This window comes from Streptomyces sp. Je 1-79 (genome assembly GCF_025195125.1).
Lineage (GTDB): Bacteria > Actinomycetota > Actinomycetes > Streptomycetales > Streptomycetaceae > Streptomyces.
The window spans coordinates 629,678-654,025 of the sequence record NZ_JAMGSL010000001.1; the positions used below are offsets into that span (position 1 = coordinate 629,678).

General features: G+C 72.2%; 27 protein-coding genes and 1 pseudogene. 9 read left to right on the plus strand and 19 right to left on the minus strand.

Features of this window, described 5'->3' with window-relative positions:
- Positions 1-2 precede the first annotated feature (2 nt).
- Positions 3-986 carry a LacI family DNA-binding transcriptional regulator gene (locus M5362_RS02620; RefSeq protein ID WP_260225604.1) on the minus strand — a complete coding sequence of 328 codons (984 nt, stop codon included), beginning with the start codon at positions 984-986 and terminating at the stop codon, positions 3-5.
- A 327-nt stretch (positions 987-1,313) separates the two neighbouring features.
- Entirely contained in the window at positions 1,314-1,601 is a 288-nt protein-coding gene (locus M5362_RS02625; protein ID WP_260225605.1) for a hypothetical protein, read from the minus strand.
- A gap of 105 nt (positions 1,602-1,706) precedes the next feature.
- On the opposite strand from M5362_RS02625, the gene M5362_RS02630 reads away from it, so the two are divergent.
- Positions 1,707-2,249: a hypothetical protein gene (locus tag M5362_RS02630; protein ID WP_260225606.1), complete on the plus strand. Its 543-nt coding sequence runs from the start codon at positions 1,707-1,709 to the stop codon at positions 2,247-2,249.
- A gap of 64 nt (positions 2,250-2,313) precedes the next feature.
- Here M5362_RS02630 and M5362_RS02635 read toward each other — a convergent pair whose 3' ends face one another.
- Positions 2,314-2,967: a Tat pathway signal sequence domain protein gene (locus tag M5362_RS02635; protein WP_260225608.1), complete on the minus strand. Its 654-nt coding sequence runs from the start codon at positions 2,965-2,967 to the stop codon at positions 2,314-2,316.
- Positions 2,968-3,348: 381 nt separating this feature from the next.
- Between M5362_RS02635 and M5362_RS02640 the strand changes: the two genes are divergently transcribed.
- From M5362_RS02640 to M5362_RS02650, 3 genes are all read left to right on the plus strand, one after another.
- Positions 3,349-4,050, plus strand: coding sequence for a TetR/AcrR family transcriptional regulator (locus tag M5362_RS02640; protein ID WP_260225609.1), 702 nt, complete (start codon positions 3,349-3,351; stop codon positions 4,048-4,050).
- Between the two features lie 207 nt (positions 4,051-4,257).
- Positions 4,258-4,929, plus strand: a complete 672-nt coding sequence (locus M5362_RS02645) for a DUF6230 family protein (protein ID WP_374214391.1) — start codon at positions 4,258-4,260, stop codon at positions 4,927-4,929.
- Between the two features lie 2 nt (positions 4,930-4,931).
- Positions 4,932-5,414: a DUF6114 domain-containing protein gene (locus M5362_RS02650; RefSeq protein ID WP_260225610.1), complete on the plus strand. Its 483-nt coding sequence runs from the start codon at positions 4,932-4,934 to the stop codon at positions 5,412-5,414.
- A gap of 95 nt (positions 5,415-5,509) precedes the next feature.
- On the opposite strand, the gene argG is transcribed toward M5362_RS02650, so the two are convergent.
- The 3 genes from argG to M5362_RS02665 are packed head-to-tail and all read right to left on the minus strand — an operon-like array spanning position 5,510 to position 9,057.
- The gene (argG, locus tag M5362_RS02655) at positions 5,510-6,955 is read right to left on the minus strand and encodes an argininosuccinate synthase (RefSeq protein WP_260225611.1); all 1,446 of its coding nucleotides are present in this window, start codon (positions 6,953-6,955) and stop codon (positions 5,510-5,512) included.
- 27 nt (positions 6,956-6,982) lie between these two features.
- On the minus strand, positions 6,983-7,681 hold the full coding sequence (locus M5362_RS02660) for a phosphatase PAP2 family protein (protein ID WP_260225612.1): 699 nt from the start codon (positions 7,679-7,681) through the stop codon (positions 6,983-6,985).
- The gene (locus M5362_RS02665) at positions 7,678-9,057 is read right to left on the minus strand and encodes a diacylglycerol kinase family protein (protein WP_260225613.1); all 1,380 of its coding nucleotides are present in this window, start codon (positions 9,055-9,057) and stop codon (positions 7,678-7,680) included. The genes M5362_RS02660 and M5362_RS02665 overlap by 4 nt, the downstream gene beginning before the upstream one ends.
- Before the next feature lie 363 nt (positions 9,058-9,420).
- Here M5362_RS02665 and M5362_RS02670 point away from each other — a divergent pair, with 363 nt between their 5' ends.
- Positions 9,421-10,092, plus strand: coding sequence for a YukJ family protein (locus M5362_RS02670; protein WP_260225614.1), 672 nt, complete (start codon positions 9,421-9,423; stop codon positions 10,090-10,092).
- 60 nt (positions 10,093-10,152) lie between these two features.
- Here M5362_RS02670 and M5362_RS02675 read toward each other — a convergent pair.
- A pseudogene (locus tag M5362_RS02675) lies at positions 10,153-10,709 on the minus strand (helix-turn-helix domain-containing protein).
- On the opposite strand from M5362_RS02675, the gene M5362_RS02680 reads away from it, so the two are divergent.
- Positions 10,650-10,856, plus strand: coding sequence for a hypothetical protein (locus tag M5362_RS02680; protein WP_260225615.1), 207 nt, complete (start codon positions 10,650-10,652; stop codon positions 10,854-10,856). The pseudogene M5362_RS02675 and the gene M5362_RS02680 overlap by 60 nt on opposite strands.
- Here the strand turns inward: M5362_RS02680 and M5362_RS02685 are convergent.
- The 6 genes from M5362_RS02685 to M5362_RS02715 form a co-directional block, all read right to left on the minus strand.
- Positions 10,840-12,087 (minus strand): cation:proton antiporter, encoded by a 1,248-nt coding sequence (locus tag M5362_RS02685; protein ID WP_260225616.1) that lies wholly within the window; start codon positions 12,085-12,087, stop codon positions 10,840-10,842. The two genes, M5362_RS02680 and M5362_RS02685, sit on opposite strands and share 17 nt — an antisense overlap.
- Before the next feature lie 337 nt (positions 12,088-12,424).
- Positions 12,425-12,568, minus strand: coding sequence for a hypothetical protein (locus M5362_RS02690; protein ID WP_260225617.1), 144 nt, complete (start codon positions 12,566-12,568; stop codon positions 12,425-12,427).
- A gap of 228 nt (positions 12,569-12,796) precedes the next feature.
- Positions 12,797-14,020 carry a cation:proton antiporter gene (locus M5362_RS02695; protein WP_260225618.1) on the minus strand — a complete coding sequence of 408 codons (1,224 nt, stop codon included), beginning with the start codon at positions 14,018-14,020 and terminating at the stop codon, positions 12,797-12,799.
- A gap of 4 nt (positions 14,021-14,024) precedes the next feature.
- The gene (locus M5362_RS02700; RefSeq protein ID WP_260225695.1) at positions 14,025-14,495 is read right to left on the minus strand and encodes a cation:proton antiporter regulatory subunit; all 471 of its coding nucleotides are present in this window, start codon (positions 14,493-14,495) and stop codon (positions 14,025-14,027) included.
- A 430-nt stretch (positions 14,496-14,925) separates the two neighbouring features.
- Positions 14,926-15,240: a hypothetical protein gene (locus M5362_RS02710; protein ID WP_260225619.1), complete on the minus strand. Its 315-nt coding sequence runs from the start codon at positions 15,238-15,240 to the stop codon at positions 14,926-14,928.
- A 150-nt stretch (positions 15,241-15,390) separates the two neighbouring features.
- Positions 15,391-15,861: a hypothetical protein gene (locus tag M5362_RS02715; RefSeq protein WP_260225620.1), complete on the minus strand. Its 471-nt coding sequence runs from the start codon at positions 15,859-15,861 to the stop codon at positions 15,391-15,393.
- Between the two features lie 122 nt (positions 15,862-15,983).
- On the opposite strand from M5362_RS02715, the gene M5362_RS02720 reads away from it, so the two are divergent.
- Complete coding sequence (locus M5362_RS02720; protein ID WP_260225621.1) at positions 15,984-16,787, plus strand: GNAT family N-acetyltransferase; 804 nt, start codon at positions 15,984-15,986, stop codon at positions 16,785-16,787.
- Between the two features lie 146 nt (positions 16,788-16,933).
- Here M5362_RS02720 and M5362_RS02725 read toward each other — a convergent pair whose 3' ends face one another.
- Positions 16,934-17,326: a VOC family protein gene (locus M5362_RS02725; RefSeq protein ID WP_260225622.1), complete on the minus strand. Its 393-nt coding sequence runs from the start codon at positions 17,324-17,326 to the stop codon at positions 16,934-16,936.
- On the minus strand, positions 17,323-17,625 hold the full coding sequence (locus M5362_RS02730) for a helix-turn-helix transcriptional regulator (protein WP_260225623.1): 303 nt from the start codon (positions 17,623-17,625) through the stop codon (positions 17,323-17,325). The genes M5362_RS02725 and M5362_RS02730 overlap by 4 nt, the downstream gene beginning before the upstream one ends.
- A gap of 25 nt (positions 17,626-17,650) precedes the next feature.
- Between M5362_RS02730 and M5362_RS02735 the strand changes: the two genes are divergently transcribed.
- Both M5362_RS02735 and M5362_RS02740 read left to right on the plus strand, forming a co-directional pair.
- Positions 17,651-17,818 (plus strand): hypothetical protein, encoded by a 168-nt coding sequence (locus M5362_RS02735; protein WP_260225624.1) that lies wholly within the window; start codon positions 17,651-17,653, stop codon positions 17,816-17,818.
- A 111-nt stretch (positions 17,819-17,929) separates the two neighbouring features.
- Positions 17,930-19,429: a tetratricopeptide repeat protein gene (locus tag M5362_RS02740; RefSeq protein WP_260225625.1), complete on the plus strand. Its 1,500-nt coding sequence runs from the start codon at positions 17,930-17,932 to the stop codon at positions 19,427-19,429.
- On the opposite strand, the gene M5362_RS02745 is transcribed toward M5362_RS02740, so the two are convergent.
- The 4 genes from M5362_RS02745 to M5362_RS02760 form a co-directional block, all read right to left on the minus strand.
- Positions 19,392-20,234 (minus strand): hypothetical protein, encoded by an 843-nt coding sequence (locus M5362_RS02745; protein ID WP_260225626.1) that lies wholly within the window; start codon positions 20,232-20,234, stop codon positions 19,392-19,394. The two genes, M5362_RS02740 and M5362_RS02745, sit on opposite strands and share 38 nt — an antisense overlap.
- A 79-nt stretch (positions 20,235-20,313) precedes the next feature.
- Entirely contained in the window at positions 20,314-21,450 is a 1,137-nt protein-coding gene (locus M5362_RS02750; protein WP_260225627.1) for a PI-PLC domain-containing protein, read from the minus strand.
- Positions 21,451-21,558: 108 nt separating this feature from the next.
- Complete coding sequence (locus M5362_RS02755; RefSeq protein ID WP_260225628.1) at positions 21,559-22,092, minus strand: HAD domain-containing protein; 534 nt, start codon at positions 22,090-22,092, stop codon at positions 21,559-21,561.
- On the minus strand, positions 22,089-24,344 hold the full coding sequence (locus M5362_RS02760) for an FUSC family protein (RefSeq protein WP_260225629.1): 2,256 nt from the start codon (positions 24,342-24,344) through the stop codon (positions 22,089-22,091). The genes M5362_RS02755 and M5362_RS02760 overlap by 4 nt, the downstream gene beginning before the upstream one ends.
- Between the last annotated feature and the right edge of the window lie 4 nt (positions 24,345-24,348).

The window sequence follows — 24,348 nt, forward strand, 5'->3', positions numbered from 1 at the left end:
GCTCATCCGTGTGCGGGGGCGGAGCGTCGTACGACGAGTTCGGTCGGCAGGACGACCGGTTCGTGCGGGATCGGCTCGCCCGCCAGCCCGGCGAGCAGAAGCCGGGCGGCGGTCTCGCCCATCCGGCGCATGGGCTGGCGGATCGTGGTCAGCGGCGGTTCGGTGTGCCGGGCCATGGGGATGTCGTCGAAGCCGACGACGGCCACGTCCTCGGGAACGCGGCGACCAGCCTCCCGCAGCGCCCGTAGCACGCCCGCCGCGATCAGGTCGTTGTGCGCGAAGACGCAGTCGAAGTCCCTGCCCTCGGCGAGCGCCCGCCGGACGGCCAAGTGGCCCGTCTGCTCGGTGAACTCGCCCTCGGCGACCAGATCGGTGGGCAGGATCTCGCGGAACCCGTCCAGCCGTTCGCGTACGCAGCCGAAGTCGCGGCGACCGGTCACGACGAGCGCTCGGCCCCGGCCCGAGGCGAGCAGATGCCCCGCCGCGGCCGCGCCTCCGGCCCGGTTGGTGGTGGCGACCGAGGGGAACGCCGGCTGGTGGCCTCGGTCGTCGATCAGCACGACAGGCAGCCCCCGACGGTGCATCGCCGTGATCGTGTCGAGGGTGTTCTCCGGCTCGACGACGAGCAGCCCGTCGAACGCGCGGGCCGAGACCTGGCCGGCGAAGTGGCGGACGGAGTCAGCGCCCCGGTGGCAGGTGAAGAGCAACAGGCCGTAGCCGGCGGCCTCGACGGTGTCGACGACCCCCTGGAGCACCTCGCTCATCCACGGCCAGGTGAGCGACGGCGTCAGCATGCCGATGGTGCGGCTGCTGCCGCGTGCCAGGCCGACGGCTCCCGAGCTGGGGACGTAACCGAGTACGTCGATCACTTCACGAACGCGTGCCGCGGTGGTGGAGTCCACCTCGGCCCCGGTGTTCAGGACGCGGGAGACGGTCGTCTTGCTGACGCCCGCCTGACGTGCGACGTCGGCGATCGTGACACGCATCGGGGCCTCCGCGTCGGGGGAGTGACATCGGTGTCGGAACCGTTTCCGGAACCGGTTCCGGGCACGGTGCGGCGAGTCAACCGCCAGCCCGCGCAGCCGTCAAGAGTTCACGCCATCAATGTCCCGAACTCCCCTCAGGGCCCGCCAACTCACCTGATGTGTTCAGGATATGAATGCGTGAGGCCTTGACGGCCGGCTCGATGCCCTCGACATCGACCGGGCGTACCACGTGGAGCCGGTCCACCTGGCGTCCGGCGCGTCACTGGAGGCGATCGCCGGTGACGACACGGGCGGCACGTACTTCCTGAGCGGGGGAACGGCGGTGCTTCACGCGTCCTCCGACGGGTACGCGTCCTTGCTCGGCGACACCGTCGCCGAGGCGCTGGAGATCCTCGTCCGGCTGCCCTGGTGGTGCGAGAACGTCGCCGCCGGGCTGGACGAGGAGGGGCTGCTCGCCGCGGTACGCGAGGGGGACGCCGAGGCGCGGGAGGAGTTCGCCCCCGAACTGGACGCGCAGAGGGCGGCGTTGATCGAGGCCTCGGACTCCCGGACCGGCCGCTCGTCGAGCTCTTCGCCCTGTCGGAGTCGGCCACGCGGCGCACCGAGCCGGACCACCTCCTGCTCAACTCCGAGGAGCTGTGCGCGTACCGGCTGGAGGAGCGCTACCGGCAGCCCTTGCGGGACGTCGTCCTCGCCCCGGGACGGGAAGCGCTGGATCGGATGCGCTCCGGCGAATCCGCCGCGCAGGAGGAGACGGCCGCGGATCCGGTGCTGCGCTCGGGGGTGCTGCGGGCGGCGCGGTCCGATCGGCGCGAGGGTGATCTGCCGCTGCTGCGATTCCTGCTGGAGCGCGAGAACGCGGTACGGACCGAGAGGTACGAGGAGCGGTGGCCGGCCGCGATGCCGGTGGCGTCGCACGGCCAGGACGGCGACGTTCCGCTGCTGCGCGAGGCCACCGCCGGGCAGATCACCGACAGCGCGGGGGCCGTGCGGTGGGCCCGTGCCGAGGAGGCGCGGCGGCCCGAGAACGACCTCACCTGGGTCGACCTGGCTCAGCGGCAGGACCGCGTCGAGAACGCCAGGACCGCCTTGATCCGCATGCTGGACGACACCGGCCCGGATGCGGACCGGCTTCGGGAGCTGAGCCGCGCACTGGAGCACCTCGGCGATCACGAGTCCTCCCGAGCCCGGTGGGCAGTCGCCCGGCTGCCCGGGCCGTCGGTCCGGCAGCCGAAGCACGGGAGCCCGACGTCGGGGGGATGACCGAAGGCCCGTCCGGGAGCGCAGGTGCGCTTCCGGACGGGCTTGGGGTGTCAGGCTGCCCCGGTCAGTTGACGAAGACCGGCGCGCCGGCCTGGGTCGAGTCCTTGACCGGGCCGTACTTGGCCGTGAAGAAGCCGTTGGCGGGGCAGGTGCCGGGTCCGCTGGCCTTGGTGAACTGCTGGTTGGCGAAGGCGAGCGAGTTGTCGGCGTTGGAGGGGGTCGCCGTCAGGCTCGTCGCCCGGTAGACGCAGGTGGTCACGCCGAGGATGGTGTTGATCTTCAGCGTGGTCTGGATGGGTCCCGCGCTGCCGGCGGTCACGGTGAGCGTGCCGCCGGACGTCACGGCCGTGGTGTAGGGCAGGTTGTTGACGGTGATGCTCTGGACGCCGGTCGCTCCGACGATGTTGGTCGTGCAGGTGCTCAGCGTGTGGGACGTGAGCGTCTCGGTCGCGGTGCCGGGCGAGGCCGGGTTGCTGGTGACGGTGGCGCTGAAGGCGGAGGCGTTGCAGGTGATGCCGCTGCTCCCGCCGGAAGTGGTGGCGATCTTGGCGGTGCTGCCGGAGGCGAGCGAGGCGGCGAGGACGTCGCCGACGGCGACGGACGGCCCGGAGGGGCTGCCGGTCGTCAGGACGCTGCCGGCCGCGGTGGCCGGGTGGGTGACGGCCAGGACGGCGGCGAGGGCGGCTCCGGCGGAGGCTAAGACGGCACGCTTGTTCATGGTGGGGTCCTTTCGTACCAGGGTGGCGGAGCGGAACTCGGCTCTGCCCGGGGGATGCGGGGACACCCCCCGGTGCGGGCACGCGTGGGTGGCCCGGGGCAGCCGGTGGCGAGGGAAGAGTGCGGCTCGAAGGGGACGAGCAGAGCGGTGGGGTTCACTTGTCGGACCGGTCCGGCGCCACGGATCGGCCCAACGTGTCGCGGGACGCGACGAGAGCGTGATACACGGTGCTGTGTGCGGTGCTGTCCGGTGTGCGGTGCCGGGTGGGTCCGTGTCCCCGGGGGACCGGGCCGCCGACCGCACACACGAGAGGAAAACCCATCAGGGTTGTAATCCTCTCGAGTATGTGACGTCAACAGCCCTGGGGGGATGTGGCCGGTGATGGGTGCTCGTCCGACCGAGGAGTGGCAGGCGCTGCCCGGCGCGCGAACGGGCCGCGACCCGGAGCGCTCCCTGCGCCCCGGTCCCCGTCGGCTGACGCCGGAACAGGTGGCGTCGAGGCAGCGCGAGAGGCTGCTGGACGGGGTCGCCCGCATGGTCGCGGCACACGGGTACGCCGGCGCCCGGATCAGCGACATCTGCCGGGCCGCCGGAGTGACCCGGCCGGTGTTCTACGCCCTGTTCACGGGCAAGGAGGACGCGGTTCTCGCCGCGTACCGGAGCGGTACGCAGATGGTCGTGCGGGCCATGCAGAGGCCGTACGAGGAGGCGGGCGGCGCGGCCTCGTGGCCGACGGCGGTGCGGGCAGGACTGCGTACGATGCTGGCGCTCCTGTCGCAGACCCCGGCCTTCGCGCGGATGGTCGTCGAGATCGAGTCCACGGGGCCGGCCGGGCGCCGCGCACGGGCGGAACTTCTGGCCAGTTTCCGCCGGTTCTTCGTCGACGCTCCGCCCGCCCCGCCAGGTGTGGAGCGGGCGGAGCTGGTGGACACCGTCGTCGGGGCCGTCCACGCGGCGGTGCACCGCGCGGTCGACGAGGGCCGGACCGGGCAGCTGCCACGCCTGCTGGACACGTTGGTGCACGTGGTGGTGTCACCGTTCACGGGGGCCGGTGGCGGTGCCGACACGGTGACCGAGGCCTGACATCCCGTACCTCGCGCCCCGCCAACACCTATCTACTGCACGGTAGTTGACTGGGGAGTAACGACGGGTTTACGTTCCAGGCGGTTCCCTGTCACGCGGCCGCCTCGTCACAGCACACGAGGAGAACCCCGGGCGGGTCGGGGAGCCGTCCGCGCCAGGACACCGCCGCCAACAGGTCTGTTTCCTCATCATTGTCAGGAGCACCTCATGGCCCTGTCCGAAGGCCCCGCCCTGCCCGAAGAGCCCGCCCCCGCCCGCTCCTTACCCCCGGGTGAGGAACTCCGGCGCCGCGGCCGGGTCCGCTTCCGACGCGCCGGTCTGATGGCCGCGCCCGCCTGCGCCATCGCCGCGACCCTCGTCGTCCTGACCGCCCAGGGCGCCCTGGCCGCCCAGTTCGCCATCTCCGGGATGCCGTTCACCGTGAAGGCCGACACCCTCAAGGGCACCGGCTTCGGGCAGTTCGGTGCGCTGGACACCATGCCCGAGGGCAGCCCCAACGCCGGTGACACCGGCGGTCAGATCCTGGTGATCGTCACCGCCATCCGGCAGGCCGAACTCACCAACCTCTGCCAGAGCGTGGAAATCGGCGGCACCCATCTGCACATCACCGCGGGCAACAGGGGGACCCCGGTCAAGGCCACCGGCCTGACCACGGACTCCACCGAGATCTCCGGCAAGCTCGCCGCCTTCGACAACATCGAGATCGGCGGGGACGCCAGTACCTTCGACAAGCCCCCCGTCAAGGGCCCGCTCGGCGTCTTCGGCCAGCAGGCCGACACCGTCACCATCACCGACGTACGGCAGACCAACTACGCCACCACCGCGACCCGCTTCACCCTGCCCGACCTGCACATGAGCTTCGAGTCCGAGGGCTGCTGACGGTGACCGCGGCGACACCGGCCACTTCGGCTTCGCGCGCGACGCCCTCGCCGGCGGCCGGCCGGCCCGGAGCCGGGGGACGCCATCCCTGGCGCGCGTTCGGCAGGTGGCGGCACCGCCGCCCCTTCGCCCCCGGCGTCATGATCGTGCTCGGCGGGGCCGAGATCCTCCTCACCCAGCAGGCGAGCATCTCCGTGATCCTCGCGGCGGGAGCGGACAGCCTGGTCGGCTACGTCCTGCCGGTCATCATGATCGTGTGCGGGGCGCTGATCGTCCTCAACCCGCGGCAGCGCCTGTTCTACTCGATCGTCGCCGTCCTGGCCTCGCTCGCGACCTGGGTCACCTCGAACCTCGGCGGGTTCTTCGTCGGCATGCTCCTCGGCCTCGTCGGCAGCTCGCTGGCCTTCGGCTGGCTCCCGGACCAGCCCCCGCGCCGGCGCAGGCACCTCTTCCGTACGCGCCGCCGAAAGGAGACGCAGGAGTAGACCCCGCGGCCACGCGACGAGGCCGTCCCCGCGCCGATGGCGCCGGAACGGCCTCACCGCGGCCGGCCGCCACGCAGGGGCCGGTCGCCGGACGGTCAGTCGGTGCCGGACTCCATCGCGGCACGGTCCAGCAGCTCGTCGTGGGCGGAGACCTCGCCGCGCGAGGCGATGGCCTCGGCGCCGCCCTGCGGCATGGTGCCGATCAGCCCGGTCGCGGCCGCCTGAGCGGCGCCGATGGCCGGGTTGGCGGTGCCGATCAGGCCGAGCCCGGCGTACTGCTCCAGCTTGGCGCGCGAGTCGGCGATGTCGAGGTTGCGCATCGTGAGCTGGCCGATCCGGTCCACCGGGCCGAACGCGGAGTCCTCGGTGCGCTCCATGGAGAGCTTGTCCGGGTGGTAGCTGAACGCCGGGCCCTTGGTGTCGAGGATCGAGTAGTCCTCACCGCGCCGCAGCCGCAGGGTGACCTCGCCGGTGACGGCCGCGCCGACCCAGCGCTGCAGCGACTCGCGGATCATCAGCGCCTGCGGGTCCAGCCAGCGGCCCTCGTACATCAGCCGGCCGAGGCGCCGGCCCTCGTTGTGGTACTGCGCGAGGGTGTCCTCGTTGTGGATGGCGTTGACCAGACGTTCGTACGCCGCGTGCAGCAGGGCCATGCCGGGGGCTTCGTAGATGCCGCGGCTCTTGGCCTCGATGATCCGGTTCTCGATCTGGTCGGACATGCCCAGGCCGTGCCGTCCGCCGATCGCGTTGGCCTCCATCACGAGGCTGACGGGGGAGGGGAACTCCTTGCCGTTGATCGTCACGGGCCGGCCCTGGTCGAAGCCGATCGTCACGTCCTCGGCGGCGATCTCGATCGACGGGTCCCAGAACCGGACGCCCATGATCGGCTCCACGGTCTCCACGCCCGTGTCGAGGTGCTCCAGGATCTTGGCCTCGTGGGTGGCGCCCCAGATGTTGGCGTCGGTGGAGTACGCCTTCTCGGTGCTGTCCCGGTAGGGCAGACCGTGGGCGAGCAGCCACTCGGACATCTCCGTGCGGCCGCCGAGCTCGGTCACGAAGTCCGCGTCGAGCCAGGGCTTGTAGATCCGCAGGTGCGGATTGGCGAGCAGCCCGTACCGGTAGAACCGCTCGATGTCGTTGCCCTTGAAGGTCGAGCCGTCACCCCAGATCTGCACGTCGTCCTCGAGCATCGCGCGCACCAGGAGGGTGCCCGTGACGGCGCGGCCGAGCGGCGTCGTGTTGAAGTACCCGCGGCCGCCGGAACGGATGTGGAACGCTCCGCAGGTCAGCGCGGCCAGGCCTTCCTCGACCAGCGCCGCGCGGCAGTCGACCAGCCGGGCGATCTCGGCGCCGTAGGTCTTGGCGCGACCGGGCACGGAGGCGATGTCGGGCTCGTCGTACTGGCCGATGTCGGCGGTGTACGTGCACGGGACGGCGCCCTTGTCGCGCATCCACGCGACGGCGACCGACGTGTCGAGCCCGCCCGAGAAGGCGATTCCGACGCGCTCGCCGGCAGGAAGGGAGGTGAGGACCTTAGACATAGGAAGAGTATGCATAATCTCGCATGATCATGCAAAGTCACCTCCCCGACCGATCCGCCCGAGCCGGCCGATCCCACCGAGCCGACCGAGCCCACCGATGCTGTGCCGCTCACTGAGGGAGAGGGAGAGGGCGAGCACGGTGGTGGCGGTGGTGGCGCCCAGGACGGCGCCCGCCAGGACGTCGCCCGGGTAGTGGACGCCGGTATGGACCCGGGAGTAGCCGACGGCGCAGGCGAGCGCGGTCAGCGGCAGGGCCGCCGGGGGCAGGGCGTAGCCGACGGCGGAGGCGAAGGCCACCGCCGAGGCCGTGTGCCCGGAGGGGAAGGACGCCGAGGTGGGCATCCGGACGTGCCGGTCGATGACGACACGGGCCGCTTCGCGGTCGGGCCGGGAGCGGCGTACGAGGCGCTTGCCGAGCAGGTTCGCGGCGGCCGAGGCCATGGCGATCGAGCCGACGCCGAGTGCGGCGGCGCGCCGGGGCCGGCCCGGGACCAGCGCGAGCGCGGCGGCGACGGCGAAGGAGATCTTGGAGTGGTCGGCGGCGGCGGAGAGCCGCCGCAGTCCGGTGTCGAGGGTCGGTGTCGGTGTCGCGGCGACCGCGGCGTAGAGGGCGCCGTCGATGGCCCTCAGGTCGCTGAAGACGGCGGCGAGACCGCCGGCGTACCGCCGTCCGGCGCGCCGGGGCTCGTCGGCCGGGCCCGGTTCCTGCTCGTGCGGGTCGCTCATCGACCGCTCCTTTCGTTGGTGACTCCGTCTCCGTCCCGCCGCTCCTTCCCGTCCCTCCCCTTCCCCTGGAAGGCGAGGGTGAGGATGCGGCGCCAGTCGAGCGGAGGGGAGAACGGCGGCGCGCCGGGTCGGTCACGTGGCACGCGTACCCGCAGGGCGCGTCGTCGAACGGTGCAGGTCACCGGAGGGGGAAGGGTCAGTGCTTCACCGTCCACGGCGACCGGCATGGTGTCGTCGTCGCAGGTGACCTGGACGCGGTGCGCGGTCAGGACGTTCAGGCTGTCGGAGGCCGAGCCGCGCAGCGCGATGTCCGCCGCCTGCGTCGCGCCTTCCACGCGTACGCCGATGACCCCCAGCTTCCCTTCGTCCAGGCGCGGTCTGCGGCCGCCGGTGAGGGGGTCCGGCCGGATGTAGATGTTGTTGCTGACCAGGAGCGCCTGCTGGGAGGCGAGACGGGTCCTGCCGACGGTCGCGTCGAAGCGCGGTCCGGACTCGTGGAGCAGGTCGGGCATGGCGTCCAGCGCGGTCCCGGCCTTGGCGTCGCGGTACTCGGGGCGTTCCACGACCCGCGCGTACACCCCGAACGACACGGTGTTGACGAACGTCCGGCCGGCCACGCTCCCGAGGTCGACACGGAGTTCCTCGCCGTCGGTGAGGGCGTCGAGAGCGAGGGAGGGATCGGCGCGGTCCAGGCCGAGGTCCATCGCGAAGTGGTTGCGGGTGCCCGCGGGGACGACCAGGAACGGCAGGTCGTGCTCGGCGGCGACCGCGGCGACATGGGCCTGCGTGCCGTCGCCGCCCGCGACGCCCAGCAGGTCCGCTCCCCCGGACACGGCCTCGCGGGCCAGGGCCGTGGCGTCGAAGCCGCGGGAGGCGTCCACCAGGATGACCCGGGCACCGAGCTGTTCGGCCTTCTCCACCAGGTCGAACTGGCCGACCTTGCCGCCGCCCGAGGCGGGGTTCATGAGAATGACCGGCTGCCGCGGAGGCCGACGGGGCTCTGCCCGCATGACGTGCTTCGCGTGCGGCCGCCGCAGGGCCGCCCGGCCGCAGGCGAGCGCCACACCCCAGAGACAGACCGCGATGAGCGCCGTCACCCAGAGACCGCTGCGTACGAACAGCACGAGCAGACCCACGGGTGCGCCGACCATGAGGACGGCGCCGAGCCATCGCGGCGGTCCGCGGTGGGCCAGTATCCACCACATGCCCGCAGCCGAGACGACCAGTCCGACCAGACCGCTCAGGACGATCAGCAGCCCACCGCCGCCGAACGCGAGGATCAGGACGACGACCGCCGCCACGACGGCCACCACGGCGCACCGGGCCCACAACCGCGCATGCGTCGCAGCGTCGTCACCACTTCGGCCCACAGCCATCGTCCCCACCTCACCGGCCGCCAGGCCACCGCATCGTCATCACGTCAGCTTTCCCGCGCCGGCACTCCGGCGACGCCCCGACAGACCCGTCCGGGTGACGCCCGCACGCCGCCCCGCAAGGGCCGCACGCCTGCCTCAAGTGTGCCGGTCGGACCACCCTGATGCCCAAGGACACCAGGAGCGCGAGCCGCCGACCGGAACGTCCGCGGCTCGCCGTCCGACTGCTCCGCACACGTACCCGACACCGCTCGGGTCACTCCTCTCACCCCGTCGAGCCGATCTGGTCGGCCGATCGGCCCAGCGGGACCGTGGCCGGACTGCGCGGGCGGGCAAGCGGGCGGGCATGGGTGGTTCACTGACGGCATGCCTTTCGAACGTTACGGCGTGCTTTCGGGGACCTTGTACCGTCACCACCGCGACCAGCCGGACAGTCAGGGCCGCTGGTTCCACATCAACCTGGAGGTGGACGCGCCCGCCGGGCGCTACCACTGCGCGGTCGACGTCGACAGCCACAAGTCCAACGTGGGGGTGCAGTGGAAGACCCTCACTCTCGACGCCGGCGACCTCGGCCCGGCGGCTGTCCTCGCCCCGGGCTACCACGACCTCGCGGGCACGCCGGCCTCCGGAGCCGTGGACTATCTGCGCCAACCGGCGCTGGTGGACCACTCCGGCGTCCTGTTCCAGCGCCGCCCGCCGTCCTGGCTGCGAGACCTTCTCGACCTCTTCGGTTCACGGCCGTGGCACGCCGGATCCAACATCGACGCCGCGGCCGAGCTGGAGGCGATCCTGGTGACCGGGCAGCGCATCCTCGTGTTCGGCGAGCCGTTCGACGACGACCCGGAGGGGGACCTCGGCATGCACAACATCCACCAGAACCAGGGCGACCCGGCCGGCTCCCAGTGGTGGGCCGAGAACGGGATCTGGCAGGACGGCGCGACGATCACCCAGCGCGCCGACGGCCGGTACGACGTCTTCCTGAACAAGTTCTCGAGCCAGTCGGCACAGACCGACGGCGCGGGCCACCCCGTCGCGTGACCCCGTGAGCCCGCCGGCCCCGGTTCACGACCGACCGGGCCCACAGCGCGGGGCGGCGCCTCACAGGGGTCTGTTCGGCCAGTCCAGCAGCCGCGCTCCGATGACGGCGGTCTGGAGCCTGTACCGGTGCACCGGGTGGGCGGGATCGGTGCCGGTGAGCGTACGGATGCGCTCCAGGCGGTACGTCATCGCCCTGACGCTCGACGAGAGTCGGCGGGCCGCTTCGGCAGTCACGCAGCCGGCCGCGAAAGTACGCGGTGAGGCTGTCGAGGAGCGGCTGGGCTCCCCCGCGTGCCTGCTCCAGCGGGCTGAGCGTGCTGTGCAACAGGATGCGGCGGTTCTCGAAGCGCGTGAACACGGCGGTCTCCACCTGGCGGGGGACCGGGTCGGCCTCGTCGTACTTGGCGGGGTCCTCGGCAACGGCGACCGCGTGGGCGCGCGAGAGCCGCAGTCCGAACCGTTCGGCACGTGCGGCGAGAGGTCCCGGGCCGCCCGCCCCCGCGCAGGAGATCGTCGATGAACTCGCGTCTGGACGCCTCCTCCTGACGGATGACGCTGTGCTGCGCGTGCTCGTCACCGTCGGCGAAGGCGTCGACAGCCTGCTCGATGACGCTCAGAACGCTGTCGGGGGAGGCCTTGGCGGGCCGGCCCGTGCGGCTGGCGGCGTGGTGTTCGCGGACCAGGGCGCGCCATCCGTACCCCTTCGCGGCCGCTTCGGCGCCGAGCGCGCGGCGCAGCCGGCTGGTGTCAGGCGTCGACGGTGACGGTCACGGACTGGCCGTCCTCCTCGGCGTGAACGGGAGAGGGAGCAGCGGGGGAGGGGGCGGCGGGGACGCGGGACTTCGGGCGGCGCGTGAGGAGGCCGGCCAGTGGCTCGGTGTAGCGGGCGGTGAGCGGGCCGACGACGACCAGGATCAGGACGTAGGCGGTGGCCAGCGGCCCGATCCGCGGCTCGACGCCGACGGCGAGTCCGGCGATCACGATGGAGAACTCACCGCGGGCGACGAGGGTGCCGCCCGCTCGCCAGCGGCCCTTTCCCCGAATCCCGGCACGGCGGGCGGCGTACCAGCCGGTCGCGACCTTGGTGAGCGCGGTGGCGACGGCGAGGAGGAGGGCGGGCAGCAGGACCGGGGGAATGTCGGCCGGATCGGTCGAGAGGCCGAAGAAGACGAAGAACACCGCGGCGAACAGGTCCCGCAGCGGGGTCAGGAGGCTGGCCGCGCCTTCGGCGACCTCTCCTGACAGGGCGATACCGACGAGGAACGCACCCACCGCCGCGGAGACCTGGAGCTCCTGCGCGAGGCCGGCGACGAGCAGGGTGAGGCCGAGGACGACGAGCAGCAGCATCTCGGCGTTGTCGGACGAGACGGCACGGCTGATCAGCCGTCCGTGGCGCAGCGCCACGTACAGGACGGCGCCCACGGTCCCGAGGGAGATCAGCAGGGTGACCGCGCCCCCGGCCAGGCTCACACCGGCCAGCAGGGCGGTGAGGATGGGCAGGTAGACGGCCATGGCGAGGTCCTCGATGACCAGGATGCCGAGGACGACGGGCGTCTCGCGGTTACCGAGCCGGCCGAGGTCGCCGAGGACCTTGGCGATGACGCCGGAGGAGGAGATCCAGGTGACGCCGGCGAGGGCCACCGCGCCCACGGGACCCCACCCCAGCAGCAGCGCGGCGCCGGCACCGGGTGCGGTGTTGAGGACGAAGTCGACGGCGCCGGAGGGGTATTGGGTCTTGAGACTGGTGACGAGTTCCGAGGCGCTGTACTCCAGGCCGAGCAGGAGAAGCAGGAGGATGACGCCTATCTCGGCGCCGGTCGCGACGAAGTCCTCGCTCGCCTGGAGCGGCAGGATGCCGCCGTGACCGAAGGCGAGTCCGGCCAGCAGATACAGGGGTATGGGCGAGAACCCCACGCGCCCGGCGAGGCGGCCGAGCAGGCCCAGGGCCAGGATGATGGCTCCGAGTTCGATGAGCAGGGCGGTCGTGTGGTGCACGGGCGTCGGTCCTCCGGTCGGTTCGGTGACGGCGTCAGTGCCTTCTCGGGTACGAGCGGCCCGGTGCGGGTGCCCGATGAGGTCGGCGGTGCGGCAGGCGTGTGTCGGCGCCCGGTCGGTTCGCTGAACGGGTGACCGGGTGGCTCTCGGGTACTGAGGGAGCGGCCCGGCGAAGCGTCGCCTGTGCTCCCGCCTTCGGCACGGGAGGGCGCAACGGAATCGTGGATCGCCCCCGAATCCGGGGAGTCGGCTCAATTCGCCGTTCCGGGCGCGCCGAAAGCCGGACTTACGGCCGAGGCCGTGGGGAATGGGGCGACGCGTCGCGTGGACGGCGTCGTCAGACGCGAAAAGCGGTGCGGCCGGTATCAGGCACGCTGTCGCGGGGCGAGTTGTCGATACGCGCCGTCCTGGCGGCCGGCCCGAGGCCCGGGAGCAGCGACGGGGCGGAGCGCAGGATCGAGGTGTGGAGGTATCGACCCATGTCCTGTCTCCCCTTCCCCCTGTCGTCCGGATCGGACGGCCCCTCGCCCCCAAGATTGAGCACCTTTCCGCTCAACAGAGCGCAAGGGCTTGGTAAAGAACTCTAGCGCATGACAAATGCCGCTCACCGTATGACCCGTTGCATGCATGCCGAAAAGGGAGGCCGGCCGGTGACGGCGAGGCCGGGGATGGCAATTCAGCAAGGCCGACGCTCCGCCTCAGGCCCTGTTCATCGGGGCTCGCCGCCCAGGGGTACGGGCATGGGGGCGTCGCTTCCGGACGCGGGTGTGCGGGGACCTCGGCGCCGGGCGAGAAGCGCTGCCAAGGGCTCGGTGTAGCGGGCGGACAGCGGGCCGATGACGACCAGGATCAGGACGTAGGCGGTGGCGAGCGGTCCCATGGCCGGTTCGATGCCCGCGCTGACGGCCAGTCCGGCGATGACGATGGAGAACTCCCCGCGCGCGACCAGTGTCCCGCCCGCACGCCACCGTCCCTTGATGCCGACGCCCGCCCGTTGGGCCGCCCAGTACCCGGTCGCGATCTTCGTGAGGGCGGTGACGACCGCCAGCGCGAGGGCCGGAAGGAGCACCGGCGGGATGCTGGCGGGGTCGGTGTGCAGCCCGAAGAAGACGAAGAACACCGCCGCGAACAGGTCGCGCAGAGGGCTCAGCAGGGCATGGGCACCCTCGGCGACCTCCCCGGACAGCGCGATGCCGACGAGGAACGCCCCCACCGCGGCCGAGACCTGGAGCTGCTGCGCGATGCCCGCGACCAGCAGGGTGAGACCGAGGACGACGAGCAGGAGCTTCTCGGGGTCGTCGCTGGAGACGAAGCGGGAGATGAGCCTGCCGTAGCGGACCGCGACGAACAGCACGGCCCCCGCCACGCCCAGGGCGATGGCCAGGGTCAGGCTGCCGGCGGCGAGACCGACACCGGCCAGCAGGGCGGTGATGATCGGCAGGTAGACGGCCATCGCCAGGTCCTCGAGGACCAGGATGCTCAGGATGACCGGCGTCTCACGGTTGCCGAGCCGGCCGAGGTCGCCCATCACCTTGGCGATGACGCCGGAGGACGAGATCCACGTGACACCGGCCAGGACCACGGCCGCGACCGGACCCCAGCCCATCAGCAGGGCCGCCGCGGCCCCCGGCAGCGCGTTGAGACTGAAGTCGACCAGTCCGGCCGGGTACTGGGTCTTCAGGTTGGAGACGAGGTCGCTTGCCGTGTACTCCAGCCCCAGCATCAGCAGCAGGAGAATGACGCCGATCTCGGCGCCGATCGCGACGAACTCCTCGCTCGCTCCCAACGGGAGCAGACCGCCCTCGCCGAACGCGAGCCCGGCCAGAAGATAGAGCGGGATGGGGGAGAACCGGAACCGGCCGGCGAAGCGGCCCAGCAGACCGAGCCCGAGGATGATCGCCCCGAACTCGATGAGAAAGAGAGCGGAATGCACCCGGTCACTCCCGTCCGAGTATCGAAGCGGCGGCGTCGACACCCTCACGGGTACCGATGACGATCAGGGTGTCCCCGCCCGCCAGACGGAAGTCCGGCGCCGGCGAGGGAATCGCCTCCGCCCGCCTCAGTACCGCGACGATCGACGCGCCGGTCTCCGTGCGCATCCGCATCTCGCCGAGCAGCCGCCCGTTCCAGTGGCCGTGCGCGGACAGTTCGATCCTCTCGGCCACCAGCCCCAGGTCGGTGGTGTGCAAGACGTTCGGGCTGTGGTGGGCGGGCATCAGCGCGTCGATCAGGGAGGCCGTCTCCGCACCCGTCAGATGCAGGGACTGCGCGCAGGCGTCGGGATCGTCCGCCCGGTAGACATTCACCGACCGGGTGCCGTCCCGATGGGCGATCACCGACAGATGGCGGTGCTCGCGCGTGGTGAGGTCGTACTGGACACCGATGCCGGGCAGCGGCGTCGTACGCATCCGTGGTGCAGGCACAAGCCCATCCCTCTCATGGTCGATCTGTACGACGGTACGGGCGCGCCCCGGAACCCGAGGACGGTCCGGCGCGGCGAGGCCCCATGGTGCCACCTGCCGGGCGGGGCGGAATATGAGTGTCGGCACGGATGGACCCACTCCCGCCGACCGCGCGAGGATGCGCCGGGGAAGGCACGGCTGAACCGCGCGAGTTGCACGACGAGGTCGGTCAGACGTTCACCGCCGCCCTGCTCCAGATCAACCACGCGGCCGACCGCGTACCGCCACCCGTGCGAGCCGACCTGGTGAAGCCGAGGCCTCCGCCGTACGGTGGAACGCCCCGGCGGACGGCGGACGGGCGCGCGGTCGCGGTCGGCGACGGGGTTGAACACGTCTCCGGACGGCGACGCCTGCGCCATCGCGCCGGCCGGTCCCGCTAGCGCTGCCGGTCCGGCTGCGGCGCGGCACTGTCCGGGGCAGGGGCGGTCGTCGGGTCGCCCTGGGCGTCGATCTCGGCCTGGAGCGCCCGAGCCTGCACTTCGAGCTCCGCGATCCTGGCTTCGCGCTGGTCGGCCACCGCCGTGATCCGCGCCGTCTCCGCCGCGATCACGGCGCACGCCCGGTCGACGGCGGCGTCCAACTCCTCGTCGCCGGCGACGAGGGCGAAGTCCTCCAGCGCGCGCTTCACGGCCTCGGAGCCTCCGCGGGCGTAGATCTGCTGGAGCGTGTCCTGGTCGAGGCGGTCTGTCACGGTCAGTTGCTGCCTTCCGGGGCTGCGGTCCCTGACGGGGCGGGGTCGGTCCGACCCGCACGAACGTATCCCATCGACGGGATGCCCACGTGCCGCCCAGCTCGTAGCCCAGCTCGACCCCCACAGCCGCGGCGATCCGTCGGCCGGGGGTCAGGCAGTGGGGCGGAAGCGGGACGAGCGGGAGAAGTAGGCGTGGGCCTCGGGGAAGTACATCGCGACGACGACGGCCGCGGCCAGCACGTCGGGCAGGCAGTTGACGGCCGCCCACCAGCCAGGCTCCACGCCGTCCATGCTGAAGTCGCCGACCCGGAACAGCAGAAGCAGCACGCCCGCGAAGGTCAGGACGGCCCGTGCCCATCCGCGTCCGGCCCGCATGCGTGCCGCCACGGCCAGCCAAGCACCGAGGAGAAGGGCCAGCACAGCGGCCGCCACGGCGAGTTGGCCGACCGCCGAGCTCCGACCGGAGAACTCGGTCAGCTCGTCCAGACCCGTGGGCGGCACCACGAAGACGCCCAGCAGCCAGACCAGCACTTCCGCCGCGACGGCTGCCAGCGTGAGCGCCCAGGCGGCCTCGATCTGTCCCGGGCGCTTCGGGCCCGTGCTCGCGAAACCGGTCGTCATCGCAGCCTCCCTCGGGATTCGCCTTGTGAGAGGGCGGACGGCGGGGGCAGGTTGTCTCACCGACGCGATCATGTGCGGGGCCCCTCCCCATGGCCGCGCCGGCGGCGCCGTACGCTCTACGGGTGACTCTGCGCGCTCTGCACGACCGATCCGCCCTGGCCGACCGCTTCGACCGGGACCCGGCGATGCACCTGATGGAACTCGGCGACCTCGACGATCTGCTGTGGCCGCACACCAGCTGGTACACGGTCTCTGAGGGCGGTCCGGTCGCGCTGCTCTACGCGGTCGGCGACATTCCCACCCTGCTCGCCTTCTCCCGTCCCGGCCAGGCGGCGGAGCTGGAGGAGCTGACCGGTGCGCTGCTGCCCGTCCTTCCCCGTCGCTTCTTCGGCCACCTGACCGGAGAAGCCGCCAAGGTGCTGGAGTCGGCGTACGAGGTGCAGCGCCACGGCGTCCTGCTGCGGATGGCGCTCACCGATCCCGGCCCCGCCGCTGCCCACCCGGCCGGCCCGTGGCAGCCCGCCCCGCTGGGCCGGGCCGACCTGCCGGAGCTGCTGGAGCTGTTCGCGGTGGCGTACCCGGGCAACTGGTTCGACGACCGGATGCTGGACACCGGCCAGTACGTGGGCGCCCGGCGCGACGGACGGCTGGTCGCCGTTGCGGGGGTGCACGTCTACTCGCCCACGTACCGTGTCGCCGCGATCGGGAACGTCACCACCCACCCCGAGGTGCGCGGGCAGGGCGCGGGCGGAGCCTGCGTGGCCGAGTTGTGCCGACGGCTCGGAAAGACCGTGGACCACGTCGGGCTGAACGTCCGGGCGGACAACGCCACGGCCGTCGGGCTCTACCGCAGGCTCGGCTTCTCCGAGGTCACGGAGTTCACCGAGGCCACGTTCACGGCACTCCCGCAGGGCACGGCCGGCTGACCACCCGGACAGCCAGGAACTCGCCGGCAACGCCTCCGGCAGCGCTCGGTGCCCGGCGAGGCAGAGCCTGTAGCCCGTTCGCGGCCACCTCCCTACGGCCCACCCGCGCCGTGCCGCCTACCGCGGCCCACCCGCGCCCTCACCCCCTACCGCGGCTCCGTCGCGATCTGGATCAGGTTGCCGCAGGTGTCGTCGAAGACCGCGGTGGTGACGGGGCCCATCTCCAGGGGCTCCTGGACGAAGAGGACGCCGAGGCCGCTCAGGCGCTCGTACTCCGCGTGCACGTCCTCGACGGCGAACTGGGCGAGCGGGATGCCGTCCTGGGTGAGCGCGTCGCGGTAGGTCTTGACGGCCGGGTGGCCGGCGGGCTCCAGGAGGAGTTCGGTGCCGCCGGGCTCGTCGGGCGAGACGACGGTCAGCCACCGGTCCGTCTCGCCCAGCGGGACGTCGTGCTTCTTCACGAAGCCGAGGATCTCGGTGTAGAAGCGCAGGGCCTTGGCCTGGTCGTCGACGAAGACGCTGGTCAGATGGATCTTCATGGGGTGCTCTTCTCCGGTCCGGATGGGTCGGTCACGAGCCATCGCTCGGCGATCTGCCGCAGCGGGGCCGTGTTCAGGTCGTGGAACTTGTAGCGGCCCTCCCGCCTGGTCTCGACGAGCCCGGCGGCCTCCAGCACGGCCAGGTGCTGGGACACCGCCTGGCGAGAGATGCCGAGCTGATGCCTCATGCTCAGCCGCGAGCAGATCTCGAACAGTGTCTGTCCGGACTTCTCCGTGAGCTCGTCGAGGATGGTGCGGCGGGTGGAGTCGGCCAAGGCTTTGAAAAGGTCGTCGGCCACGACCTCAGGATAGGCAAGCAACCACTTGCCTATCAAGTCGGGCTTCGCCATCGGCGGCTACTTCCACGCCGGCGCCACCAGCGCCGTCGCCGACAGCGCCGGAGGCGGAGCGAGCGGCCGCCCCTGCCTTCCCGCCGCGTACCGGATCATGGCGGATCATGGCAGTTCGCCGGATCGGGCACGGTCCGGGTGACCGAGACCCCCTCCGCGTGGCTTCATGGTGGTGTACGGGTCCGGTGGCGCCCCACGGCTCCGCCGCGACGCGTACGGCACACCGTCGAGAACCGCGCCGAGGTGATCCGTGATGGCGAAGGACCGGTACGGCAACTCCCTGCACGCGTGCACGCCCGAAGCGGCCGGGCACCTGGACCGCGCCGTGGCGGCCCTGCTGCACTTCAGCCCCGAGGTGGCTCCGGCCGTCGAGGATGCCGTCGCGGCAGCCCCCACCTCACCCGTGGCCCAGTCGTTCGCCGCCTATCTCGGGCTGCTGGGGACCGAGCCCGGCGAGGCCGCCGAGGCGCGCCGCCGGTTCCACCACTTCGCGACCGGGACCGATGGCTCGGCCCTTCCCGTACGGGACCGGCTGCACATGGCCGCGGCCGGCGCATGGCTGGCGGGCGACCTGAAGCGGGCGGGCGCGCATCTCGAAGAGCTCACCCTGATGTACCCCCGAGATGCCCTCGCCCTCGCGGTCGGCCACCAGCTCGACTTCTTCACCGGCGACGCGGTGCGCCTGCGCGACAGGATCGGCGCCGCCCTGTCGGAGTGGGACACGGCCGAGCCCCATCGCGGCATGGTGCTGGGCATGTACGCCTTCGGCCTGGAGGAATCGGGGCACTACGCCCTCGCCGAGGAGGCGGGACTCGCCGCCGTCGAACAGAACCCCCGCGACGTCTGGGCGATCCACGCGGTGGTCCACACCTATGAGATGCAGGGCCGTGTCGCCGACGGCATCGGCTATCTGGACGCCCGGCTCGGCGACTGGGCGGACGGCAACTACCTCAACGTGCACAACTGGTGGCACTACGCGCTGTACGCCCTGGAGGCCGGTGACACCGGCACGGCGCTGCGCATCTACGACGCCGCGATCAACAACGAGGCCTCCTCCGGGCTCGCGATGGAACTGCTGGACGCGTCCGCGCTGCTGTGGCGGTTCCACCTCGCCGGCATCGGCCAGGCGGCTCGCTGGGAGACGCTGGCCGACGCGTGGGCCGCGCGGGCCGACCCGCCCTACTACGCGTTCAACGACGTGCACGCCGTCATGTCGTACGCGGGCTCCGGGAGGCTGGATGCCGCGGAACGGCTCGTCGCCGACCGTCGACAGTGGCTCGCGAAGGCCGGCAGGGGCGGTGCGGACTCCGTCACCAACCACAGGATGACGGCCGAGATCGGTCTGCCCGTCTGCGAGGCCCTCATCGCCCATGCGCGCGGGCGCCACCGGACCGTCGTGGAACTGCTCCTGCCGCTGCGCCGCCGGTTCCACGAATTCGGCGGCAGCCACGCCCAACGCGACGCGGTGCAGAGGACGCTGGTCGACTCCGCGCTGCGGGCCGGCCGCCACGACCTGACCCGTGCCCTGATCAGCGAACGCATCGGCCTCCGGCCCGACAGCACCTACAACTGGCTGACCCGGGCCGACCTCGCGGACGCCCTGGGGGACGCGGCCCAGGCCGCCGTGGCCCGTGACCGCGCCCGCACGGCGGAGGGCTCCGCCGCGAAGGCACTGCACCGGCGCCCGCCGTTCCCGCCGTCGAACGGCCCTGGCGTCACCGGTCTGCCTGGCGGCCCGACAGCGCCCTGGTGAGGTATGCGCCACCCACGATCAGGGCCACGCCCAGCCACCACACATCGCTCGCGAAGATGAGGACGGCGATTCCGATGGGGACCAGCAGCCCGGCCAGCGGCAGCAGCATCCCTGCCAGGTGCGGTGGTTCGGGCGCGGAGCTGTCCGCCTCGTGCCGGGCCCGGGCGCGTACGACGTCCGGGTACCAGTCGGTGAAGCGCAGGGCGGCCATGATGGCCAGGATCTGGATGATCCACCCGGTCCAGATGTTGTTCGCGTTGTGCAGTACCAGGTCGCCGTACGCGCCGGCGATGGCGGCGATCAGGAAGGCCAGCCCCCACACCCCGGTGATGACGTAGTTGGTCCGCAGGAAGGGGGGCTTGTGCCAGTACGCCGGCTCGACCTGTTCTCGTGCGTACTGGAGGGTGAAGGGCATACGGAACGCCATGGACCCGAACGCGATCAGGACGAGGGCGAGGTTGGACACCTCCCCGGCGTACGTCTCCAGCCAGCGCAGGGTGCCGTCGCTCGCGAGGATGCCGACGACGGCCAGCACGGCGAAGAACACCATGTCGGCGAGTTCCAGCAACTTCCAGGAACTTCCCCGGTTGACGATCCGCCCGGCCGCGACGAGCGCGATCGTCGTCGCCAGGGCGAGCGCGACCGCGATCTCGAACCGGCCGGGTCCGACGAGCAGCGAGAACACGATCCACGGCGCCATCCCGACGACCGGGTTCTCCAGGAATCCGGCCACAGCACCGCGGTCCGTGGTGGGTGCCTCGGTCTTCACCTCTCCAGATTGCGCGATGCGGGCCGAGGGGTCCATTCGAGGGATTGGAACCCCCTGGTCGGGGCCTTCGGGCGGAAACCCGGTGCGAGGGCCCCGGGCGTGCGGCCCCCGGGCCTCAGGACCGCGCGTTGAGCTCGGCGACGATCGAGGCGGGTGTGTGACCGCTGCCGTCGGCCAACCGGTGGAAGTCGACGGAGACGAAGTTCGGGTCGCGGCCTCCGGCCGCGGGCCGGCATCGCTCGGCGATCCGATCCCTCAACTTGGTGCCGTTGTCGAGGGCCGCCGTGAGGACGGTGGGCACGTTGCGGTGGTGACTCATCGTGAACAGCCGCCGGAATCCGGGCTCCTGACGGTCCAGAGGCAGGTCGGACCAGCGGCTGACGCACGCCAGGTCGTTGCCCATGTCCCCGAGGCTCCAGAAGTTGCTGACGGTCCAGGACCTGTCGTACATGACGCCCAGGTGCTCGCGGTCCGAGCGGTCGGAGAAGACCAGCAGCCGCTTCCCGACGGTGACGAGGTCGGCCACCTTGGGCCATCCCTGCTGCCGTACGTCCCAGGCGTCGGGCAGGAACAGCAGCTCGGACAGCCCCCTGACCCTGCTGAGGGAGTTCCCTAGCTGGTCGGCGCCGACGTAGTCCTCGAGGAAGACGGTCACGACCTCCTCGGGGTGCGCGGCGAGGAAGTCCACGACGGTCTGCATCGTGCCGTGGAACGACTGGCGCGGAAGCGCGTACGTGGCGCCGGCGAAGGTCTTGCACTCGCCGTGGCACAGGTACACGTCGCTGGGGTAGCAGTCGCTGCCGAAGCTGATGACGCAGAGCCAGGTGCTGCGCTCGTACCAGTGGGTGTCCAGGCTCAACCCGCGTACGCCGTTGTCGAGCTGGGCTCGCACGGACTCGGACTGGTTCACCGAACTCCAGCGGGAGTCCTCGTAGTTGGTGAAGGCGTTGTGGGTGGTCAGGAAGGAGACCTCGTCGAGGCGGCGGTCGCCCCAGCGAGCGGTGGCCGAGTCGGCGTCGAGGGGGGTTCCGGCGGATGCGGATCCGACGGACGTGGGTCCGGCGGGAGGGGCCGCGGCCGGGGCGGAGGCGGTCGCGAGGGCCGGCGTGCCGAGGAGGGTCACCAGGAGGAGGAGCACGAAGGAGTACCGTCCGGATCTTCGCACGGACGCGGCGCGAGCGGTCCGCGGGCCGGATACCGGTGCGGCGCGGAGGCGCCCACGGGCCAGCCGCTGCATGTTCATGCCAATCATGCGCCGGAGGGTAGCGCGCGGGTCGTCGATTCGCCGCCCTGCGGACGTGACTGGCCGGTATCCGACAGTCGGCATCCGACGGGCCATGACGCCGTCGCGGAGTGGAGATCAGGTGCCGACGGGCGCGCTCTCGTGCCTCAGCCACACGCCGAGGGCGGCGAAGTCGGCATCCGTGAGCCCTCGACGCGGGTCGACACGATGAAGCAGCGCGTGACCCCGATGGTGTGCGGCGACCCAGTGGCGATCGGTGTCGGTGATCTCGTCGTCGACCCAGGCGAAGGACCGTCCCGCTGCCTGGTCGACCAGTCCGCGTGTCTTCCAGTGCAAGCCGCTCCACTCGTCGTGCTCGTCGACAGCGGTCGGATCCGGCCAGTCCACGACGGGCAACGGGGGCAGACCCAGGCGTGGCGCGATGTACGCGTTCGCCTCGGACATCCATGTCGTCGCCCAGACCAGCTCGCACGGCAGCGCCGCCAGCCGGGTTCCGAGCCCGGGGTCGATCCTGGCCAGCAGCGGGTTCGCGTCAGCCTCCGGCGCCCCGGGAGTGGCCGGGTACGTCGGATACTCCTGCGACGGTGCTCCGAAGGGGATGAGCGGTCCGTCGACGTCGAGGTAGAGCAGGGGGAGTACGGAGCCGGTCACGGCGCCACGCTAGCGCCTCCGCTCCCGCTCCCGCCTCCCCTCCCGGTCCCCGGCCCGCTCCCTTCCCCGGGCCCGCCTCCCCTCCCCGTCCCTGGCCCGGTCGCGCCCCCGACCCTGCCCCGGCTCTCCGCGAACTCGCCGGTGATGCGTTCCAGGTCCGTCATCAGCGAATCCAGCCACGACGCGGTTGCGTAGTACAGCCGTGGCGCGCCCGGGGGCTCCGCGGAGAAGTCGTCGAAGGCCCGGGCGCGCAGCGGCACGGACGTGTCAGGGGTGTCGCCGCTCGGGTCGAGGCGTGCGGAGACCAGGAGCATGCCCGCCGCCACCCGGTCGCCGATCCGGGTGAGCGCCTCGGTCGGCTCCTGGTCCAGGGGCGGGACGACAGCCGGCTCGGGCGGTACGAGCAACCGGTCCGCGCCCCACAGCGCGTGGTGGCCGGCCATGAGCGAGGCCTGCCAGTCGTACGTGCCGGAGGGCACCGCCAGCCCTCTCGGTTCGCTCTGGTACTGCGCGTACGCGGCCTCCGCCATGATGAGCGCGTGCTGCAGCGACCGGTGCCCGGGGGCGGTCACGACCGGCACGCGCGTCCCGCCATCGGCGACCTGGGCGGTCGTGTCCACCACCGTCTCCGCGGTGTGGCGCAGCAGCGTCGCCACCGACCGCCGCAACTCGTCATGGGCGCCCCGGGGCCAGGCGAACAGCCCGAACACGGCGCCGATCGCGCTGCCGGCCAGCACGTCCAGCAGACGGAACTCCGCGAGCTGCCAGGTCGCGGGCGCCAACTGGGCGAAGACCAGCGCGACGACCACCGTGAACATGGCCTGCGCCCAGCCCACGCCCTTCACCGGCCCCAAGGCGAAGGTGACCAGCATCAGCGGAGGCAGCGCGGCCGCGTACACCTCGATGTCCGTCCCGACCAGCGTCAGCAGCGTGGCGGCGACGAGCGCTCCGACGAGGGTCCCGGTGAGCGCCACCCGCACCGTGCTCCTCGTCTCCCGCGCCGTCGTACGGGTCAGGCTGAGCGTGGCGAGGAGCAGCCAGAAGCCGTGCGGAAGCGTGTCGATCCCGGCGATCGTCCGGGCCGCCGCGAGAGCCAGGCTGATGCGTACCGCGTTCTGGAAGAACACGGACCGCTGTCCGACGTGCCCCGTCAGCCGTCGCCACCACAACGCCGGCGCCCGCATCCCCGCGTACCAGAACCGCCCCGCCGCCGCAGTCGCCGCGGCCGCCCGGCCCCGTACGGCCAGGTCCGCCGCCGTGGACATCGCGAGCGCCGCGTCCGCCACCTCCAGGACCGCCGCATGGCGGCGCAGCACGGCGGGCGCGGTGTCCTCCTCCGGAGCCGTCGCCAGAGCCTGCCGTACCCGCCACAGCTCGGCATGCGCGCCGGTCGTCGGCGCCCGGCCACGCAGCCGGGCGGCGGTCTCCGCCGAGCAGGCCCGCACGGCGCGCAGCGCGTCCAGCCCGGCGTGTTCCGACGCGGGGCCGCCGGGCATCGGCGGCAGCAGCGCCAGCCGGGCCAGCAGTGTGCGCGCCCCGAGCCCGGTCTGGGCCAGGGCGCGGTCCCGTAGGCCCGGCCCCGCCGGCCGCTCGGCCTCAGGGACCCGCGAGGACCTCAGCGCCTTGCCGGCGGCCCGGGCCGCAGTGAGGACCGGCGCGTCGGAGAGCACGTACGGGGGCGAGGCCAGCGCGTCGGCACACCGCTCCGCGCAGTCGGCGGCCCGGGCGGCCAGCTCCCGGTACGAGACGGTCGGCGGACGATCGGGCAGCAGGAACGCCTCGGCGAGGATCAGCAGGGCCAGGCCGACCGTCGCGCCCACCAGCCGTTCGCCGAGGGAGCCGGGGTCGTAGGGCGGGAAGGACGGCAGGATGTACATCAGCTGCAGCCCGGGCGCGGCGCCGGCCGTGCGCGGGCCGCCTGCGGCGATGAAGGCCAGCACGAAGCCGACGACCAGCATGCCGAGAGCGGCGCTCCACGTGCGTACGGAGAGGTACGTGCCGATCGTGACGAGCACCCAGCAGGCGGGCACCGACGGCAGCAGCACCGCGGCCCGCTGCCGTCCTGTTCCGGGGATGTGCGACAGGCCGGCCATCGAGACCGCAGCGAAGAGCGCGTACGTGGCGGCGACGGCCGAGTCGAAGCCGTACAGGAACAGGTAGAAACCGGCGCTTGCGGCGAGCGTGACCCGCACCGACCGGCGTGCCGCCGCCGCGTAGGCGGCCGGCAGCCGCACCCTGGGAAGGCGACCCATGTCA